The organism is Acinetobacter sp. P8-3-8, from assembly GCF_000214135.1.
Lineage (GTDB): Bacteria > Pseudomonadota > Gammaproteobacteria > Pseudomonadales > Moraxellaceae > Acinetobacter.
The window spans coordinates 1-17,662 of record NZ_AFIE01000058.1; the positions used below are offsets into that span (position 1 = coordinate 1).

Annotated in this window: 19 protein-coding genes and 1 pseudogene; 10 read left to right on the forward strand and 10 right to left on the reverse strand. The window is 36.8% G+C overall.

What is annotated here, in order from left to right; all coding sequences use genetic code 11:
* Positions 1-252: 252 nt before the first annotated feature.
* The 3 genes and pseudogenes from GGG_RS0116320 to GGG_RS19920 form a co-directional block, all read right to left on the reverse strand.
* Positions 253-1,545, reverse strand: a complete 1,293-nt coding sequence (locus GGG_RS0116320; protein ID WP_010116784.1) for a hypothetical protein — start codon at positions 1,543-1,545, stop codon at positions 253-255.
* Positions 1,542-2,186 carry an ABC transporter ATP-binding protein gene (locus GGG_RS0116325; RefSeq protein WP_010116785.1) on the reverse strand — a complete coding sequence of 215 codons (645 nt, stop codon included), beginning with the start codon at positions 2,184-2,186 and terminating at the stop codon, positions 1,542-1,544. The genes GGG_RS0116320 and GGG_RS0116325 overlap by 4 nt, the downstream gene beginning before the upstream one ends.
* Before the next feature lie 95 nt (positions 2,187-2,281).
* Positions 2,282-2,891 (reverse strand): annotated as a pseudogene (locus tag GGG_RS19920) (TetR/AcrR family transcriptional regulator).
* 82 nt (positions 2,892-2,973) lie between these two features.
* On the opposite strand from GGG_RS19920, the gene GGG_RS0116335 reads away from it, so the two are divergent.
* Positions 2,974-4,173, forward strand: a complete 1,200-nt coding sequence (locus GGG_RS0116335) for an oxygenase MpaB family protein (protein ID WP_010116786.1) — start codon at positions 2,974-2,976, stop codon at positions 4,171-4,173.
* 85 nt (positions 4,174-4,258) lie between these two features.
* Here GGG_RS0116335 and GGG_RS21400 read toward each other — a convergent pair whose 3' ends face one another.
* From GGG_RS21400 to def, 4 genes are all read right to left on the reverse strand, one after another.
* A complete protein-coding gene (locus GGG_RS21400; RefSeq protein WP_010116787.1) occupies positions 4,259-4,543 on the reverse strand; it encodes a hypothetical protein in 285 nt (94 codons plus the stop codon).
* A gap of 55 nt (positions 4,544-4,598) precedes the next feature.
* On the reverse strand, positions 4,599-6,674 hold the full coding sequence (locus tag GGG_RS0116345; protein ID WP_010116789.1) for a TonB-dependent copper receptor: 2,076 nt from the start codon (positions 6,672-6,674) through the stop codon (positions 4,599-4,601).
* Between the two features lie 89 nt (positions 6,675-6,763).
* Positions 6,764-7,198, reverse strand: a complete 435-nt coding sequence (locus tag GGG_RS0116350; RefSeq protein WP_010116792.1) for a DUF2946 family protein — start codon at positions 7,196-7,198, stop codon at positions 6,764-6,766.
* Positions 7,199-7,315: 117 nt separating this feature from the next.
* Positions 7,316-7,846: a peptide deformylase gene (def, locus tag GGG_RS0116355; RefSeq protein WP_010116794.1), complete on the reverse strand. Its 531-nt coding sequence runs from the start codon at positions 7,844-7,846 to the stop codon at positions 7,316-7,318.
* Between the two features lie 123 nt (positions 7,847-7,969).
* Here def and GGG_RS0116360 point away from each other — a divergent pair, with 123 nt between their 5' ends.
* The 3 genes from GGG_RS0116360 to GGG_RS0116370 are packed head-to-tail and all read left to right on the forward strand — an operon-like array spanning position 7,970 to position 10,905.
* A complete protein-coding gene (locus GGG_RS0116360; protein ID WP_010116795.1) occupies positions 7,970-9,130 on the forward strand; it encodes a LysM peptidoglycan-binding domain-containing protein in 1,161 nt (386 codons plus the stop codon).
* 32 nt (positions 9,131-9,162) lie between these two features.
* Complete coding sequence (dprA, locus tag GGG_RS0116365; protein WP_010116797.1) at positions 9,163-10,290, forward strand: DNA-processing protein DprA; 1,128 nt, start codon at positions 9,163-9,165, stop codon at positions 10,288-10,290.
* Between the two features lie 45 nt (positions 10,291-10,335).
* Positions 10,336-10,905, forward strand: coding sequence for an L-threonylcarbamoyladenylate synthase (locus tag GGG_RS0116370; protein WP_010116799.1), 570 nt, complete (start codon positions 10,336-10,338; stop codon positions 10,903-10,905).
* 425 nt (positions 10,906-11,330) lie between these two features.
* On the opposite strand, the gene GGG_RS0116375 is transcribed toward GGG_RS0116370, so the two are convergent.
* Positions 11,331-12,224 carry a DMT family transporter gene (locus GGG_RS0116375; protein WP_029574649.1) on the reverse strand — a complete coding sequence of 298 codons (894 nt, stop codon included), beginning with the start codon at positions 12,222-12,224 and terminating at the stop codon, positions 11,331-11,333.
* A 299-nt stretch (positions 12,225-12,523) separates the two neighbouring features.
* On the opposite strand from GGG_RS0116375, the gene GGG_RS0116380 reads away from it, so the two are divergent.
* The 4 genes from GGG_RS0116380 (at position 12,524) to GGG_RS0116395 (ending at position 15,470) form a co-directional block, all read left to right on the forward strand.
* Positions 12,524-13,297, forward strand: a complete 774-nt coding sequence (locus tag GGG_RS0116380) for a helix-turn-helix transcriptional regulator (protein WP_010116803.1) — start codon at positions 12,524-12,526, stop codon at positions 13,295-13,297.
* Positions 13,298-13,480: 183 nt separating this feature from the next.
* Entirely contained in the window at positions 13,481-14,005 is a 525-nt protein-coding gene (locus GGG_RS0116385) for a hypothetical protein (RefSeq protein WP_010116805.1), read from the forward strand.
* Positions 14,006-14,173: 168 nt separating this feature from the next.
* Positions 14,174-14,719, forward strand: coding sequence for a glutathione peroxidase (locus tag GGG_RS0116390; protein WP_010116807.1), 546 nt, complete (start codon positions 14,174-14,176; stop codon positions 14,717-14,719).
* A 169-nt stretch (positions 14,720-14,888) separates the two neighbouring features.
* The gene (locus tag GGG_RS0116395; RefSeq protein WP_010116809.1) at positions 14,889-15,470 is read left to right on the forward strand and encodes a hypothetical protein; all 582 of its coding nucleotides are present in this window, start codon (positions 14,889-14,891) and stop codon (positions 15,468-15,470) included.
* Between the two features lie 80 nt (positions 15,471-15,550).
* Here the strand turns inward: GGG_RS0116395 and GGG_RS0116400 are convergent, their stop codons facing one another.
* Positions 15,551-16,012 carry a hypothetical protein gene (locus GGG_RS0116400; protein WP_010116811.1) on the reverse strand — a complete coding sequence of 154 codons (462 nt, stop codon included), beginning with the start codon at positions 16,010-16,012 and terminating at the stop codon, positions 15,551-15,553.
* A gap of 103 nt (positions 16,013-16,115) precedes the next feature.
* Here GGG_RS0116400 and GGG_RS0116405 point away from each other — a divergent pair, with 103 nt between their 5' ends.
* On the forward strand, positions 16,116-16,562 hold the full coding sequence (locus GGG_RS0116405) for an ATP-binding protein (RefSeq protein WP_010116813.1): 447 nt from the start codon (positions 16,116-16,118) through the stop codon (positions 16,560-16,562).
* Positions 16,563-16,569: 7 nt separating this feature from the next.
* Here GGG_RS0116405 and GGG_RS0116410 read toward each other — a convergent pair whose 3' ends face one another.
* Positions 16,570-16,866 (reverse strand): hypothetical protein, encoded by a 297-nt coding sequence (locus tag GGG_RS0116410; protein ID WP_010116815.1) that lies wholly within the window; start codon positions 16,864-16,866, stop codon positions 16,570-16,572.
* A gap of 97 nt (positions 16,867-16,963) precedes the next feature.
* On the opposite strand from GGG_RS0116410, the gene GGG_RS0116415 reads away from it, so the two are divergent.
* The coding region (locus GGG_RS0116415; protein ID WP_010116816.1) for a tRNA(His) guanylyltransferase Thg1 family protein at positions 16,964-17,662 on the forward strand (699 nt) is incomplete at its 3' end.

Here is a 17,662-nt window from a genome sequence, read left to right on the forward strand (position 1 = left end):
GGTAATGTTAATCTTTTTTTCTAACAAATCATTCTTTAATCAATTCAACAAATTTCTTTTAGAAATCCACCTAAACCTTTCAAGCTATTGATTTATCAGAAGTTTTATTTAACATCACCGCCGATGGATGTGCATTCTACAGCATTCCCAATCCAACACAACCCCCTTTTTCATTTATTTTTAAAATATCGCTTTGTTTGGTTGTTTATTCTTCTAAATCTGGCTTTTTTATTCAAAAAATGCTTTTTATGTTTAAAAAGCCAGCAGTAAATAGCTTATAACAAACCATGTCATTGCCAAAAGCAATGGAACGACACCATGTACAGTCTCTGGTTTTTTGAAAATGTATTGAATCAGCGCGACTGCAAAAAGCATAAATCCACCGATGAATACGCTATTCACCATACCATTTGTGAATGTAATCCAAATCCATGTCGGAAATGTTGCTATAAATGCAATTCCACATAAAGCCCTAAATTCAGACATATACTGTTGTTGTGTTGAAATACCTTGGCTCATCCAAAATCGCTCAGTGGATGTATAAGTGCTGGCTAAGGATATTTTAATAATGCTGATTTGCACTAAAATCATTGCCACATAAAAAGCACTCATGAGATTCATTAACGTGTGAGGGCTTAATTCAATATATATCAATATCCACGTGTCTTTTTGTTGTGCAAACCACGCCAATACCCCACAAGCACTGAAAGCAAAGAGCAAAAATAGTATTCGTTGTGCAATAACATTTTTGTTGAATATTTTCCGTAAACTAATCCGAATCCAATTCGAGCTTATAGAAGATAAGGCTTGAATTCGCAAAAGTTGCGGAAGTTGAATTATTCTTGGTTTTCTTATTTTACCGATCATCCATTGTCGAAAAGTAATCACGACCACGATAAAAGATATAAGAATTGACAATATTTCTATTTTAAATAGCACTAAAGACAACGGCGCAAGGAAAGAAGCAAGACATAAAGCAATAAGATATTTATTTCTTTGGCACACTAACATTTGGATAAATAAAAGCTCTATTCCCCATAGCAGAATCAAAAGGCTATCTAGGATTGATTGATAAATTGCCTGATAAGATGAGCCTGTTGTCCATACATAGATAAGTGCAATGATAAATGGTAATAAAATCAATGCGCTAAGTGATGCTAGAAACCTCAATTCAACTTGTAAGCGAATGACCAATGGTACAGGTGTCATTGTAATATATTGATAACCCTCTCCACCCTTTAATGCTTTTTGCTGAAAACCACTCCATAACAGATGTAACAGTAAAAATATTCCCCAGATTTGGATGCTTTGTTGGACATTTTCAGGTTGGATTAAGTGAAGTAGTGGTTTTGCTAAAGCAAGTAAAATAGCAAATATCAAAGGACCAGCGAGCAAGCTCACCAGTAAAATTAGATGTTTATGCCGTTGTACGGCATCAGCCGTGGTCTGTATATAAAATTTCCAACGATAGCGTATAAGCTGACGAATAAGCTTTCTTTCAGTTGAAACGGACACCGTTCTTTTGACCATTTGATTCAGGCTCATCCTGCTTTCAACCCATCAAGGATTGTGTCGATTGCATTAACGCTTTCTCGAAAGTTTTGATCATGGCAAGACATCAAAATCAATTTGGTTTTACTTTGTTGTATTAGGATTTGTCTAAACGACTGTAATGTTGCTTGATCTAAACCATTATTGGGTTCATCTAATAGCAAAACAGGAGCTTCTGTCATAAGTGCTGAAATTAACAGAAATTTTTTAGCTGTTCCAAAAGACATTTCTGCGAAAGTAGTCTTTAAAAAATCTTCCAATCTAAATTTTTCAATATAGCTTTGATAAACGCTTGGATCTAATTTTCTAATACTACAAATGAGGTCTAAAAATTCCTGTCCCTGCATAAATGAATAAATAGGACAATGATCAGGCACAAAAGCCATTAATTTTTTATATTCATTATTATTTAAAAGGCATTGCTGTCCATTGATAAAAATTTTTCCTGAATCACAATCTAATAACCCTGCAATCATGCTCAATATGGTTGATTTACCTGCACCATTCTCACCAATCAAGCTATAAATACCAAAACCTTGCCAAGTAAAATTTAAATCTTCGAAAATTGGTTTTTGAAGGAATTTCTTTGAAACTCTTTCTAATCGAATAGACACTGTATTGTTGTCATGGCTCATATTTTTATACTTAAACAATTGAAAATTTTATTTTTAATAATCTACAACACGGAGTATATGCATACAAGCATCGTTATTTCATATCTCTTTTAGTATTAATCTTGATGCGAGCCTTGTTCTAAATAAGCCAAAATCATCAATGTGAGTTCTTTTTTAAGTTGTTGTTCTGAAATTAGAAAATTGGCACTACTGACATATCTCATCATGGTAAATAAAGTACTGTTAATAATCACAAAAGACTTATTTTTCAGCGTTTCAAAACTCCAATGTTGAAAAAAGCGACTAAATACATACAGCCCCACTTCATAAAAATGCTTTTCCAAAATTTGTGCAGCTTCTGAATTGTTATAACCGTGCCAGTTTTTTAAGGATCTCCATAAAGAAGCCTCCATCTGCTTTCATCATATCAAAACCGAATTGAATACAAAGCGGGATAATTTCTTCTATTGCCAATCCTTCTTGTGTAATTGCAATTTGCTTCAATGCCAAGCCCAATTTTTCGCTTTTACGACTGAGTAATTCTTGAATAATTTCATCTTTATTTTCAAAATACTGGTAAATAGAACCTACACTAACACCTGATTTTTCAGAAATTTTTGGTGTCGTCACTTGCAACAAACCCTGTTCAGCAATACACAATTGTGCTGCTTCAAGAATATTTTCAACGATGATTTTTGCACGTTGTTGTTGTGGTTTTTTTCTCATTATTTTTCCATTTAAATGCGAATTGAATACGAATAAATATTCATATTAGAGTTGATTAAACAATAATCGGAAAAAAAGCACAATGCAAACTATTCCCAAACGCTTAGCACCATTTGAAAAAATGTTGCAGTCTGATCTAAAAGCCAAAATATTAGGCTATATGACCCATGATCATATTCAACCCACCTATGCAGAATATTTATCTTTAAATGAATCACTGCAAACGGGTGATATTGCCATGGATAAAGTCATGTCTTGGGTGATGCAAAATCCTAGAGAGCATCGTAAATACTTTGAAACGGCGTTACATCAAGGTCTCGAAAAATTACCGCATCAAATCACTGAACTGACTGAGTTTTTTAATTTGGTCGAACAGAAACCAGATTGGTATGATCAGCAAAAAATCGATGATTCACTACAGTTCACCTATAAACTCGGTACCAATAATAGTTTTATTTTAAGAGATTTATCTTTAATGACAGGGTATCTCTATCCTGGTTTCAATCAACCGCTGATTTTGACAGGCGCTTTGAGTCAACAAGCAAGTAAAAGACTGGCTGAAACCAGTAAATGGTGGATGGATATCACAGAGCCGCATGCTTTTGAGCGTTTCAATGCAGGTTTTACCTCGACGATTTATGTGCGTTTTATTCATTCTCTGGTTCGTTTTCAACTGAATAAGTCTGAAAAATGGGATGCTGAAACTTGGGGTACACCGATTAACCAATATGATCAAGCCATGACCAATATTGCTTTTAGTGGTGTAGTTTTAATTGGAATCCGTGCCCTAGGTATTTTCCCGAATAAACGTGAAGTCGATAGTTTTTTACATTTTTGGAAATATACAGGTTGGTTAATGGGAATCCATGAAAAATGGTTAATCGATAAAGAATCTGAAAGTTGGAAACTGCTTTATTGGCTTCGTTTCACCCATCCTGATGCAGATGAGAGCAGCATTTCACTCGGTTCAAGTTTATCGAAAGAGCCTTTTGAACGCCGATATCGTTATTTACGCCCATTACAACAAAAACTTGCCTACAAACAGCATCTTGAGCTTACACAATTTTTTATTGGACGTAAGCAGATGAAAAAACTGGGGTTAAAAGCACAATCAGCCTCTTGGTTTGCTTATTATCTATTTGCAAAAAACAGCTTACTTTATACAGGTGCGAAACGCTTTAAAGTTCTCGATAACTTCTTACTTAAAAATGGTCGTGAAATGCAGAAAATAGGACTCGAATTGTATAAAGAACAAGCTAAGCAATTGGCAAGCATGCATTAATTCTCTTAAAACTTAAATATCTAGCCTGATAAAAAGAAGGAAGCATTAAGCTTCCTTCTTTAATTAACGCTAAAATTTAAAATCATTATCCATTAACAAATGAATTATTGGTGATGATGCGAAGATGTAGCTTCTGATGCAGTTTGTTGCTGTACATAGGTTCATCATGTTGCATTGCAGGCATTTGCGCTTCAGTGTGTTGCATCTGCTTATTCTTTTGGCTCGGCATATAATCTGGCTCATTGGTAATCGCCAAATAGAAAATCACCATAAAAAGAAAGCCTAAAATAATTGCAATGATCAGTAATTTCCATCCCCAAAATGATTTTTCAGGAGAGAGTTTATTACTCGAATTCTGTTCATTCGCCATACATTTACCTCTTAAATTTAATCGTTCAAAATTGCTATTTCTACTCTTTAATCGCTTAGAACTTCATGCTGATTCGAGCCCAATAATTGCGACCTGTATTGTTAAATTGTTCTGTTCCCACTTGACCATCAACGCCAACACCTAACTTATTCAAATGCTCGGTATAAGTTTTATCGAGAACATTGTCTACGCCTACAGCAAGATCAACATCATTCATTACTTTGTAGGTTGCGTTTAATGCAAGTGTGCTAAAACCTTTGCTCTCACCAATGTCATAACCCACGATATTACCTTTATTCAGGTTAATACGATCCTGTTTCGCCACGGCACGCCACAATAAACCTAGAGAATATTTGTCTTGCACATATCTTAAATTGAAACGTCCTTCCAAAGGTGCAATTTGAGGCAGTGGATCATTATTATCAGAGATCTCACCCCATGCATACATGGTACTGATATCTGCTTGAATCGCATCAGTAAATTGGTAGCCAATTCCTGCTTCAGCACCTGCAATCACCGCATCCACATTTTTAGCACCTGCACTAAAAGAAGAACCATGACTATGCCCACCCATTCCAGTGGTTGGATGATTATGATAACTCAGTAAAATGAAGTCATTCACCAACCCTGCATAAGCAGATGTCCATAAACTAAATGCACCATGTTCTTGTTGATAACCCATATCTAATTGTAAGGTTTTTTCAGTATCAAGGTCGTTAAATGTTGGCTTCGACATACCCGTATTGCCATGTGCTGTACTGAATAACTCCCAATAATCAGGTACTCGTTCTACATAGCCCAAACCAATATATGATTTGGCATTGTGCTCAGGGTACTGATTTTCCAAACGAATAAATGCACTCGGTAGCGTTTCTTTACGTTCATCATTCAGTTTTAAAGCATCAATTTTAACTTGGTCAATTCGTGCGCCAGTCACCAATTTATAGGCATCATTCAATTGGTACGTCAGTTCGCCAAAAGCACCATAAGAATGAAACTTCATATTGATTGCGAATGGCATGTTTTTCTCAGGCATCGCATACATGATCATATTTCCGCCATGATGATTTTGCTGCGAATCAAGCCCTGTGATCAGACTTAATTTATCCCATTCACTGGTCATGGCTAAACGTGAATTCAACGTACGGCGTGTGACTTGCATTTCTGATGGATTCGCTACCATCTTGTGCGTTGTCATATCGTGAGTCATGGGTGGCGTGCGTAAACGGAAATTATCCATCACATGATCGTTATAGCTGTAGTTAATTTGCCCTTCGATCTTTTTAATCACATCGCTTAGATTTTTCTTTTCAAATCTTAAACCCAAACTTTCACGAGCAAACTGAGAGCCATCCATGCTACGACCAGCATATTCAGCTTCACCATCTGCTTTTCCGCCTGTCAATTCAACCCATGTATCGTCATCGGGTGTCCAGCCTAAAGCTAAATCTGTATTCCAACGTTTCCAAGCAGATGGAACCGTATTGCCATCGCCATCTTCATAACGATTCGATTCAGAACGATTGGCATTTAGACGAATATATTTTTTCTCATCACCCACCGCTGTTTCAATATTATGATCGAGACGACCAAACGAACCGATTAAAACACTGGCTTGCCCGAGATAGTTTTTATCTTTGGATAATTGTGGTTTTGTTCGTTCGAAAATAACCGTTGCAGCCGAACCTGTATTGGCATACTGGACGGTTTGTGGGCCTTTGATGACAGAAATACGATCATAACTTTCAGGTTGAATATAAGACGTTGGCGCATCCATACGTGCAGGACAAGCGCCTAAGTTTTCAGTGCCATCCGATAAAATTTTAATTCGTGATCCAAACATACCACGGAAGGTTACATCTCCGTTGGTCCCACCACTTTTAATTGAATTAAAACCAGGAATACTTTGTAAATAATCTGCGCCATCTGTCGCAGGAACAGGCTGAATCGGCTGTTTCGGATCTGCATGAATAATTAAGCCATTGGCATCATTATTCAGTTGAGCAGTGACCACGATTGGTGCTAATTGAGCAGTGTCATGATCTTGCTGTGCAGCCATGCCCGTTGAAGAATAACAAGCGATACAAATCGCAGCCGATAAGGGCTGTAACAAGAATTGAGGTTGAGCCATTTTCTTTCTCTTAAATCATAAATATGAGCTGCGGTTAAAGCAGCGCAAGGACTAGAGTCAATGAAGACCCTAGAAAATTAAGTTTTGATTTATGCGAAAAGTGGTGGGGCTCGCCCTTGAGGCAGAAGAAAAAGTCGTTGTAATGCAAAATAAACATGCCAAAACGTGTCTTGAAATGCAATTAAACGAACTTGTATACGATCTAAAACAGCTTTGACCTCCAGTTCAGGCGGTAAAACTAAATTGCCATAGACCGTACAATATTGGCATTGATGGCTTGCATCATGATGATGTGAGGGAGATGCAGTCTGAACACTATGTACATCATGTGACATCGCATGCTGATGATGCGTACTATGTTGATGGTGAGTGCTATGTTGATGTTTTTCGTAAAATTGGCTTTCCGCTAAAGCTTGAGAAATAGTTTCACAGACCGGAGCAATTTGATATTGCTTCGGTAACAAAGGCTGTAGAAATACAGCAATCTGTAAAAATACTGCTATAAAACCAAGCAGTAAGCCCATTCTCAACAAAACGTTCTTCTCAACATTTTTCAGGCTAGAGTATAACAAAGCCCAATCGAAATTGGGCTTGTATTTACAATGAATTTTTAACTGTACTGAAAAGCAAAGTTCAAATCATTAACGCTTTACTGCAACTTTTTGCTTTTCACGTGAACGCACCACTTTTTCAACTTTCTCACGTGCTCTTTGACGTTTTAAAGGAGATAAATAGTCTACAAACAGTTTGCCATTGAGATGATCCATTTCATGCTGAATACACACAGCAAGCAACTCATCCGCTTCCAACTCAAAAGCGTTACCTTCAAGGTCAATTGCTTCGATTTTTACACGTGACGGACGCTCAACTTTATCGTATATTTGAGGAACGGATAAACAGCCCTCTTCATAAGGTAAAGTTTGTTCCGTAAGTGGCGTCACTTTGGGGTTAATGAACACCATAGGCTGGTCTCTATTTTCAGACACATCTATAACGATAAGCTGAATATGTTGATCGACCTGTGTAGCAGCCAGACCAATACCTGGCGCTTCATACATGGTTTCGAACATGTCTGCTGCCAACTGACGAATTTCATCAGTTACGGTATCGACAGGTTTTGCAATGGTGCGCAAACGGGGATCAGGAAAACTTAAAATATTTAATAAGGCCATACTGTACCCTCTCTTGCTATGCCATTGATCTTAAAACTAAATGAAGGATATGCTTCATTAAAAAAATGTGTGTAATATGCTTATTATAACGCATATAGATACATAATTTTAGGAATTATGATAATGAAAAAGGTTTTAACTGGCATAACGAGCTTTCATGCCAAGGGGTTCAAAAAGCAATTACTTGCTGTAACACTATGTTTAAGTGCAGGATTCACTTACATGGAAATGACGCATGCAAGTCCAAATGTTAACCCGCCTGCACTCAAAGCCAGTGCACCCAATGTCTATGTGGTTAAACGTGGCGATACTTTATGGGGAATTGCTGGAAAGTTTTTAAGCAAACCTTGGCGTTGGCCTGAAATTTGGGCAAGCAATAAGCATGTTAAAAATCCACATTGGATTTATCCTGGGGACAAGCTACTGCTTTGTACTTTGGATGGTCGTCCACTGATTGGTGTGGATGAAGGTGATGGCTGTGAAGGTATTATCCGTCGCCACCAAGGTGGAACATCTTTACGTCCTCAAGTGCGTGTTGAATCTTTAAGCAATGCAATCTCTGTGATTCCACTGTCAGATATCCAACAATGGTTAGAGCACAGTATTGTGATCAGCCCTGAATCTTTACAAAACATTCCATATACCATTGGCGCAGCAGATAATCGTGTGATTACAGGTGCAGGTCAAACAGTCTATGCACGTGGTAACGGTTTAGTTGTAGGTCAACATTACGGCGTGTATCGCGAAGGGCAACCTTATGAGTTTGTCGATGCGAATGGTAAGAAATTCAATGCTGGCATCGAACTCACTGAAGTTGCTTCAGCCGTTGCTGTTGCAGGTGAAAATGATGTCACTACGCTCGAGTTAACTGACAGTTATAATGCAGAAGTTCGTCGTGGTGATTATGTCTTACCGCGTTATGATGCTGAATTACCAAGCTTGTTCTATCCAACCACAACCAACGAAGTCACCGCTGGCGGTAAAGTTGTTCGTGTTCAGGGCTCTATTGGCACAGCAGCACAACATAGTGTGGTGACGATAGACCGTGGTAGTTTACATGGTGCAAAACCGGGTCAAGTGTTTAGCGTTTACCAGCAAGGTGAAGTTGTTCGTGATCCTAAGACAAAAGAGTCAATCAAATTACCAAGTCAACAAATTGGTAGTGTGATGATCTTTAAGAGTTTTGATCAATTGAGCTATGCCTATGTATTGGAAAGTAATTTACCAATCAAAATGGGTGCAGAAATCAAACCACCTGCAATCACAGACGGCGCAGGCAATTAAACCAATGTCTCAGTCATAGTTGTAATTTATTGATGTTGAATCAAATACCTGATGATCAACTAGATACCATCAAGCTTTGGTATTTGGTTCAACACTCATTTTCCAGTTTTCGTAAATTAGAAAAACATTTTGGTTCTATCTCCAATGCAGTTTTACCTGAAAATTTAAAACGTTGGACTGAACTTAAAATACATAAACATCATCTTCAAAGAGCTGAAGAGTTTGCAACAACAACTGGACAAAGCCAGTTTCAAAACTGCCTAGAAAAAATCAAACAACATAGTGACTTTATCGTCCTCGATACTGAACAGCACTATCCTCAACAGCTTTTACCTTATAGCAATCATCCACCTATTCTATTTGGAAAAGGCTCATTTCAAAATTTAAGCCAACCGCAGATTGCCATTGTCGGCAGTCGCAAACCCAGTCCTCATGGCAAACAAGTTGCCTATGATTTTGCTTATTATTTAAGTGAAAAAGGCTTTTTTATTACCAGTGGCTTAGCGCAAGGCATTGATGAAGCTGCACATATGGGTGGTTTAAAGAATCATCGCACCATTGCTGTCATTGGTTCAGGTTTAGATCTTGTTTACCCAAGTCAGAATAGACATTTACAAGAACAGATTTTACAAAATTCAGGTACGGTAATCAGTGAATATCTCCCTGAAACTCAACCTATTCCACGCAATTTCCCACATCGCAATCGTATCGTCAGTGGCCTAAGCCTAGGCATTTTGGTTGCCGAAGCTCAGTTAGGCAGTGGTTCTTTAATTACGGCGCAGACAGCAGCGGAGCAAGGTAAAATTATTTTTGCGATTCCAGGGCATATTTACAGTGAACATCATCAAGGTTGTCACCAATTGATTCGTGAAGGTGCAATTCTGGTTGATCATCCTGAGCAAATTGTTGAAGATCTTGCACTACCAACGCAATGGCATTGTGCTCAAAACACTGAAAATGAAAAACAAATCCCTGAAATTCCGCCACATCTATTCAAGATTTACCAGCACTTAGACTGGATTGGACAAGACTTGGATACTCTTGCGATCAAATTAGCATTAAATACAGCAGAATTAACCAGTTACCTGATGGAATTGGAACTTTTGGGTTTATGTATTCAACAATCTGGGCTTTACTTACGTTGCCGAGTCAGTCATTAAGGTTCACAATAGCTGCTCTTGTATAAATGAACATGGTGAATTTAGATGATTACAACCTCAGTCGCTGAAGCTGCTCAGGTTCTTCAACAAGGTAAAGTATTGGCCTATCCTACAGAGGCCGTATGGGGTTTAGGTTGTGACCCATTCAACGAAAATGCATTTTTAGAAATTCTTAAACTCAAACAACGCCCGATTGAAAAAGGTGTCATCTTATTGGCAGGTCAAATCTCTCAAGTCGAACATTTACTGACTGACCTTGATCCAGACATTCGTAAACAAGTGATTGATTCATGGACACAGCATTCTAAAACTGAGCGTGCCACAACTTGGCTGGTCAATGCTGATGAACGTATTCCACATTGGATCAAAGGCAATCATACGCAAGTGGCTATACGTGTCACCAATCACCCTTTATGTACTGCTTTATGCAATGCTTTTAATGGCTTCATTGTCTCCACCAGTGCCAATCCAGCAGGTTTAGAGCCGGCAAGATCGCTACAAAATGCGAGCCAATATTTTGGTGCTGAATTGAATTATTTAAATGGTGATTTAGGCCTAAGTCGTGAACCGAGTAGAATTATAGATGCTTCAACAGGGCAAATTATACGTGCCTAAATACCTTTATTATTGTGAATAAATATACATTTTTCTTATAAAAAACACTTAAAAAAAGGCAAAAAAAACTCAGCCAGATATAGGGTTGGCTGAGCATAAAAAAGGATGGGTAAAACCACATCCAGAGGGTATAACAAAACTGTAAAGATTTAAGATTAAAAACAGCTTAATCAATCTCAATGAAAATATTATGCTACAAATACTGTTTCAACACAAATGCAATATTTTCCTCTCATTAAGACTTAAAACCTATAATAAATCCATTCCTTATCAATCAATAAAATTAAGTTATTCAATTTATTTTATTATTTAATTTTTTAATTAAATAATTCTTAAATTTTCATACCATTAGATAAAAATTAATTATACTAAAGTTATAAAATAACATTTCATTTGTTCATTTTTCACACGATGTCGGTCTCATTTTATTCGACTAATGCACTTTTTTTGACACTATTTGACTTTTTTTGCGCCATCACAATGCCAACTAAAATCACGACACCACCGATCGTATGATAAACCGTCCATGCTTCATGTAACCAAAAGTAAGCAATGATCGCAGTAAATACAGGCATCAAATTCATAAAAATACTGGTTCGATTTGGCCCTAAATATTGAACAGCAATCATCCACAATAAAGGTGCAACCAATGATGGAAATGCACCTGCATACAATACGCTTGCGACATTGTCTTGATTAATTGGATCTATTCCTAAATAAAGCACAAAAGGCAAATGATAAAGTAGCGTAAATCCGATCTGCACATATAAGCTGATCAGTAAAGGGACTTTCAATTGCCATTTTTTAAGAAACACGCCATAGAAAGCATAGAAAAATACGGCTAAGACCATCAATAGGTCGCCCCAGTGACCACCTAATCGAGCCAAATTAGAAAGATTGCCCTGCCCAATCACATACAACAAACCAAAGAAAGAAATGAAACTCCCTATCACGGCAAAGCGACTCGGGATTTCTTTCAAAATCATAATCGAAACAAAAATCGTAAAAACAGGAATGAAAGCATTGATAATGCCCATATTGGTCGCTGTCGTATAATGCGCTGCGCTATATGCCAATCCTTGATACAACGCCATCCCAAAGGCACTCAGCACTGCAAATTTTCCCAAATACTGTCGAATGAGTTGGCGCTCTTTCCAAACTTTTGGCAACATGAATGGAGTCAAAATAATAAATGCCACAGCCCAACGATAAAAACTAATACTGACTGGTGAAATATAGTCGGTCACATAACGTGTCACCGCAATATTCATCGACCAGATCAACACAGCGATGATCGGTAAACATACTGCCCACCACATAGGCTTGGAATTGGTATACATAGTTTTAGCAATTGAATAAGAATATGAGAAACATTATCAATTAAGTCGAGATTAATTTAAATACGTTATTTCAGACATCTATAGCGCGATTCAGACACCTTTCTCCATATCACACCGTGATCACTATTTAATCATTTTAATATCAATATTTTATTGTATAGTGTATGCAATCTGATCGTTTTGGCGTGATTTCAATCTTTTAAGCATAACTTAAATCATTCCCAAACAGAGATGTACTGCAATACTCTTGAAACATCATATCGGTTGATATTTAAATCATGCAATTTGAATCAAATCAAAATTTCCAACTCAATTCGATGATTTCTATAGAAGAGTTTTTCTATAGAAAAGATGAGATCGTCACGCCTCATTCAAATTTATGGGGTGATTTCAATTTGAGTTTAAATGGGACTTTAGAATTAAAAGTTGCTGATCAAACTTATCTCTCTCCTCCAAGTTATGGTCTGTGGATTCCTCCCCAGACAGAGCATTGTTGTACAGCTGTGGATGATCAACTGACCCATTATATTTGTATTCGAATTCATCCTGATTTATGTGAAGCGCTTGCCCAAGAAACCAAAACTTTAAATATACGTCCTTTTCTAAGACAAACCATCGAAGAAATTTTAGATCAGCAAAAGCAAGGTATTCCTTCAAATAGGTATTATGAGCACCTGCTTCAGTTACTTTTAGATCAAATTCAGAATAGTTCTTGTTATGAGCATTATTTACCGCAAAGTAACCATCCAATTCTCAAACCTATCCTGCAAGATTTATCAAATCCGACGTATTTTGCAAAAAGTCTGCATGAAATTTTGAATACATTCCAAATTACTGAACGTCATGCACTCAGACTGTGTCAAGAACAGTTAAAACTTCCACTCTCTGAATGGCGCAATCGAGCTAAGGTGATTTATGCAATCTCCTTGTTACAACGTGGCTATTCCGTGAAAAAAATTGGTTTAGAATTGGGCTATCAACATAGTTCAAGTTTCATTGAATTCTTCAAACGCTACACAGGGCAAACCCCTGCTCAAGTGCGAAATATTTAATATATCTCTTTCTATTTTCTAAGAAAATTTTAATGAAGAATTCAGTTGTGTACAAAACTACTATAGAAAACTACGTTAAATATGGGCATTTTTTATGAGGTGCTCAACATTCAACATCTTTGTGTTTTGAACTTGGAACAAAATTCCAAAGTATCTGAACTTATAAAATTAAGGGTATAAATAATGAAGAAAGTATTAATCGCTACATTGTGTGCTTCTGCATTTGCTTTAACTGCTTGTGACAAAAAACCTGCTGATGCAACGTCTGCTTCAGACAGTAAACCTGCTGCGGCAGCAGTGACACTCAGTAGTAATAATGCTGCGGACATTAAAAGTGATCTAGCCCAAATTCAAACGCTGTCCACAACCAAAGCCAAAGAAGCAATCGATTTCCAAAATGAAGTGATGCAAGCGGCTCAAAAAGGCGATAAAGCTGCGTTAGAAGGCGTAGTGGGTAAAATGAAAACGTATGTTGATGGTTTCAACAAAGAACTAGATGGACTTGCGTTAAAAAGTTCAGAAGCAGTCTCTGTCCGTGAAAAAATTAAAGAATCAAATAACTTAGGTGTAGAGATGTCGGAAGCTGGATTAGCAACTAAGCCAGATCCGAAAAAAATTGAGGAGCTTCAAAAGAAAGGAGCTGAGTTACAAAAAAGCCTGTTAACTGAAATGCAAGCACTTCAAACCAAGGCCAATACTGCACCATAACTTTGACTCCATTTTGCTTGAGATGAAGAAGCAGATCACACGATCTGCTTTTTTATTACTTGAGACATACAAATGCAACTTGCTGTTTTTCAGGATTATCGTTAAAACATTACTATTACTTCATTCACATCCGATCAAACTAAATCTATTACGCATTAGGACAACAACATGAGCAGTTCAGTTTACGACATTCCTGTAAATACCATCAAAGGTGAAAGCAGCACGTTAAATCAATATCAAGGTAAGGTACTCTTGATTGTCAATGTCGCATCAAAATGTGGTTTAACACCACAGTATGAAGGACTTGAACAACTCTACAAAGACAAGAAAGATCAAGGTTTGGAAATTTTAGGTTTCCCTGCAAATAACTTCCTTGCACAAGAACCTGGTAGCGATGACGAAATTCAACAATTTTGCTCACTGACGTACAATGTTGACTTCCCTCTTTTCTCTAAAATTTCGGTTGCTGGTGATGACAAACACCCACTTTATGACACGTTGATCCATGCTATTCCAGAGCGTATTGGAGAGGGCCCATGGTGGAAAGACCTTGTCGACTATGGCTTAACACCAAATCCAAAACCAGAAGTGTTATGGAATTTTGAAAAATTCTTAGTGAATAAAAATGGTGAAGTTGTTGCACGTTTTGCACCAGACATCACCGCTGATGACCCACGTATCACTTCTGCAATTGAAGCTGAATTGAATAAGTAATCAGCTCAACTGTTAAAAAAGGGTGCTGTAAATAGCACTCTTTTTGCTTTCATTTTCTAAAATAGCCAATTCCCGTTACAAACTGTATATGCTTTGCAACAATCCTCAATCTCTCCATTTTTTCATCCTATATTAATGAAAGACCAAATCAATTTAATTTTGGATAATGATGAAAAAGCTTTTACAAGGTGCTGTTTTACCTTTTGTTATTTTTACTTCTGGCATTCTTCTTTTAGGGTGTGACCAAGCTGCGTCTCCATCACAACAAGAGCAACACGCTTCCCAATCTGAAACAACACGTTCCGGTTCAGATAGTCATCATTCAACAGAGGATTTAAAACAAGGCAATATGTTCTATATCGCACGGGACGTTGCCAATGTTCAACTCAAGACTGGCGACTATGTTGAAAAATTACAGCAAGCTCAATCAGACTTACAACAAGCCATCGAAACCAAAGACCAAGCGGAATTACAAACTACAGTTCAGACTTTGACTCGTGAATTACAAGGGTTTAATACCGCTTTGATTTCGCTAGATTTAAAGAGTCAGGAAATTGATGGTATTCGTCAGCAAGTAATTCAAACCAATAAGCAGGTTTTAAATTCATCACTTTTAAATGGTGATATGGATATTTCCAAAGTTGACTTTAAGAAAATTGAACAACAAATGAATAATATTCAAACAGATATGCTCAAACTTGCAGCTATGATGATTCCAACATCAGGCTCTGATAAGCAATCAGAAAGTTAATCTAAAATTGTTTTTAATGGTTTGGACATACTAATCATGCTCATTATACATTTGAAGATATCTGTTCTATTTCTAAATGCTTATAAAGCTTGAGCAACATTGCATTGCGGATCTTGTCCTAAGGCACGTTTAACATCCTGTTTTAAACGTGCTTGCGCAAACTTATAGCCCGATGGTAAAAATAGCGTCATCCGAGTTTTATCTTTACCTACAGATTCAACAAGTGTTTTTGATAAATACGCCCCACCCTCTGTACGTGCAAATATCGTCCCCATTTCTAAATCTTTTTCTAACTTATTGTCTGTAAATACAAAATCATCTTCGGCTGTGAATGCGACGCATTGGTTATAAGCCATTCTTAGATTTTTGAATGCAATAACATAATCAATATTTAATTCCGCTTCTAAGCCATTTCCTACAGAATTTGCGACTAAACTTGCTTCAGTCGGCAAATTCGGAGTGCTGACAAACTGATTACTTTGACAGCCTGATATATAGAATGAAATAAAGAGTAAAAACAATATTTTGCTGTAATTTTTCATTTTGATTTTCTTTTAGCTTTATACATTTTTATGGTCATGAATAAATTGTAGCAAAGCCGATGACATGTTTTAATGCTGAAATGCTCATTTTTTGTAGTCGTTCATGCAACTCATTATTTTTACAGGCGTTCAAGCTTCAGGAAAATCTACATTTTATCAGCAATACTTCTATCATACTCATTTACGCATCAACCTTGATATGCTGAAAACAAGGCATCGTGAAAATATGATTTTTGAAGCAGCTTTGGCTTCTAAAACTAAAATGGTGATTGATAATACCAACATGACCCAGTCTGACCGTGCTCGATATATTCAACGTGCAAAAGAGTGTGGCTTTGAAGTGATTTCTTATTATTTTGAAACGGATTTAAACAGTACTTTACAGCGCAATGCGCAACGCGAAGGCAAAACCAACATCCCTGAAGTTGGAGTAAAAGCCACTTTTCGTAAATTACAGATCCCCAATATTACGGAAGGTTTTGATGAGCTTTTTACAGTAAAACTAGTTGAAAATAATGGTTTTTCTATTCATGTGACAACAGCGAACTAAATGCCTTTTATTGTTGAGTACGCCAAATTTTATATGTAGCTTGAAGCTCTTGCTGAATTTGTTCAGAAACTTTCCTTGCTTCCAAATTCGAAAAATCACCTCGATAGGTTTCAATCACAATTGAATTTGCGAGTTCTTCGATCGAAATGCGTCCATTATTTTGATAATTCTGAATTTCTACTTCAGTTAAGGCTATATCCCAACAGGATACAACTGAACTCATATCTACAGCGATGCTCAGGTAGTATTTATCTCGATTTTGATACAGCTCCCAAAAGTGGGGTTGTTGTTCGATGAGGGTCATTATATTTTATAAATCCATTTATAATTATTAAGATTATGCTAAAACTAATAGATGAAGAAATATAACTTTAGCATGATAGCAACAAAGAAATTGAACTATGAGATTTGATGATCTAGATACACGACTACGTGTTTATGAAACAGCTTATGATTTTTGTATCCCTCCAGAACAATATATTGTTGTTCGTTTGGATGGTCGAGGATTCACAAAATTGACCAAAGATACTTGGAAATTTGAAGCACCCTTTGATATTCGTTTTAGAGACTTAATGGTCGAAACTACAGCTCATTTAATGCAATGCGGTTTTAATATTATTTATGGCTATACACAAAGTGATGAAATTTCATTACTTTTTCATTCAAATGAAGATAGTTTTACACGCAAAACCCGTAAAATAATTTCGATCCTTGCAGCTGAAGCAAGCGCAAAATTTAGTGTATTGCATAAAAATATAGCTACTTTTGATGCTCGAATTTGCATTCTACCCAATGCAAAAATTGTCGAGGATTATTTCCGTTGGCGACATGAAGATGCGCATCGTAATGCTTTAAATGCACATTGTTATTGGATGCTACGTAATGAGGGTGAGAATATAAAAAAAGCAACTCATCAAGTTAAAGGACTTTCACGTCAAGAAAAGCATGATTTGCTCTTTAGTCGAAATATCAACTTTAATGAATTACCTTCATGGCAAAAACGTGGTACAGGTTTATATTGGAAAAATATTGAAAAAGCAGGTTTTAACCCTAAAAATAATCAACCAACAATATCAACTCGTCGACAACTTTTTAAAGAT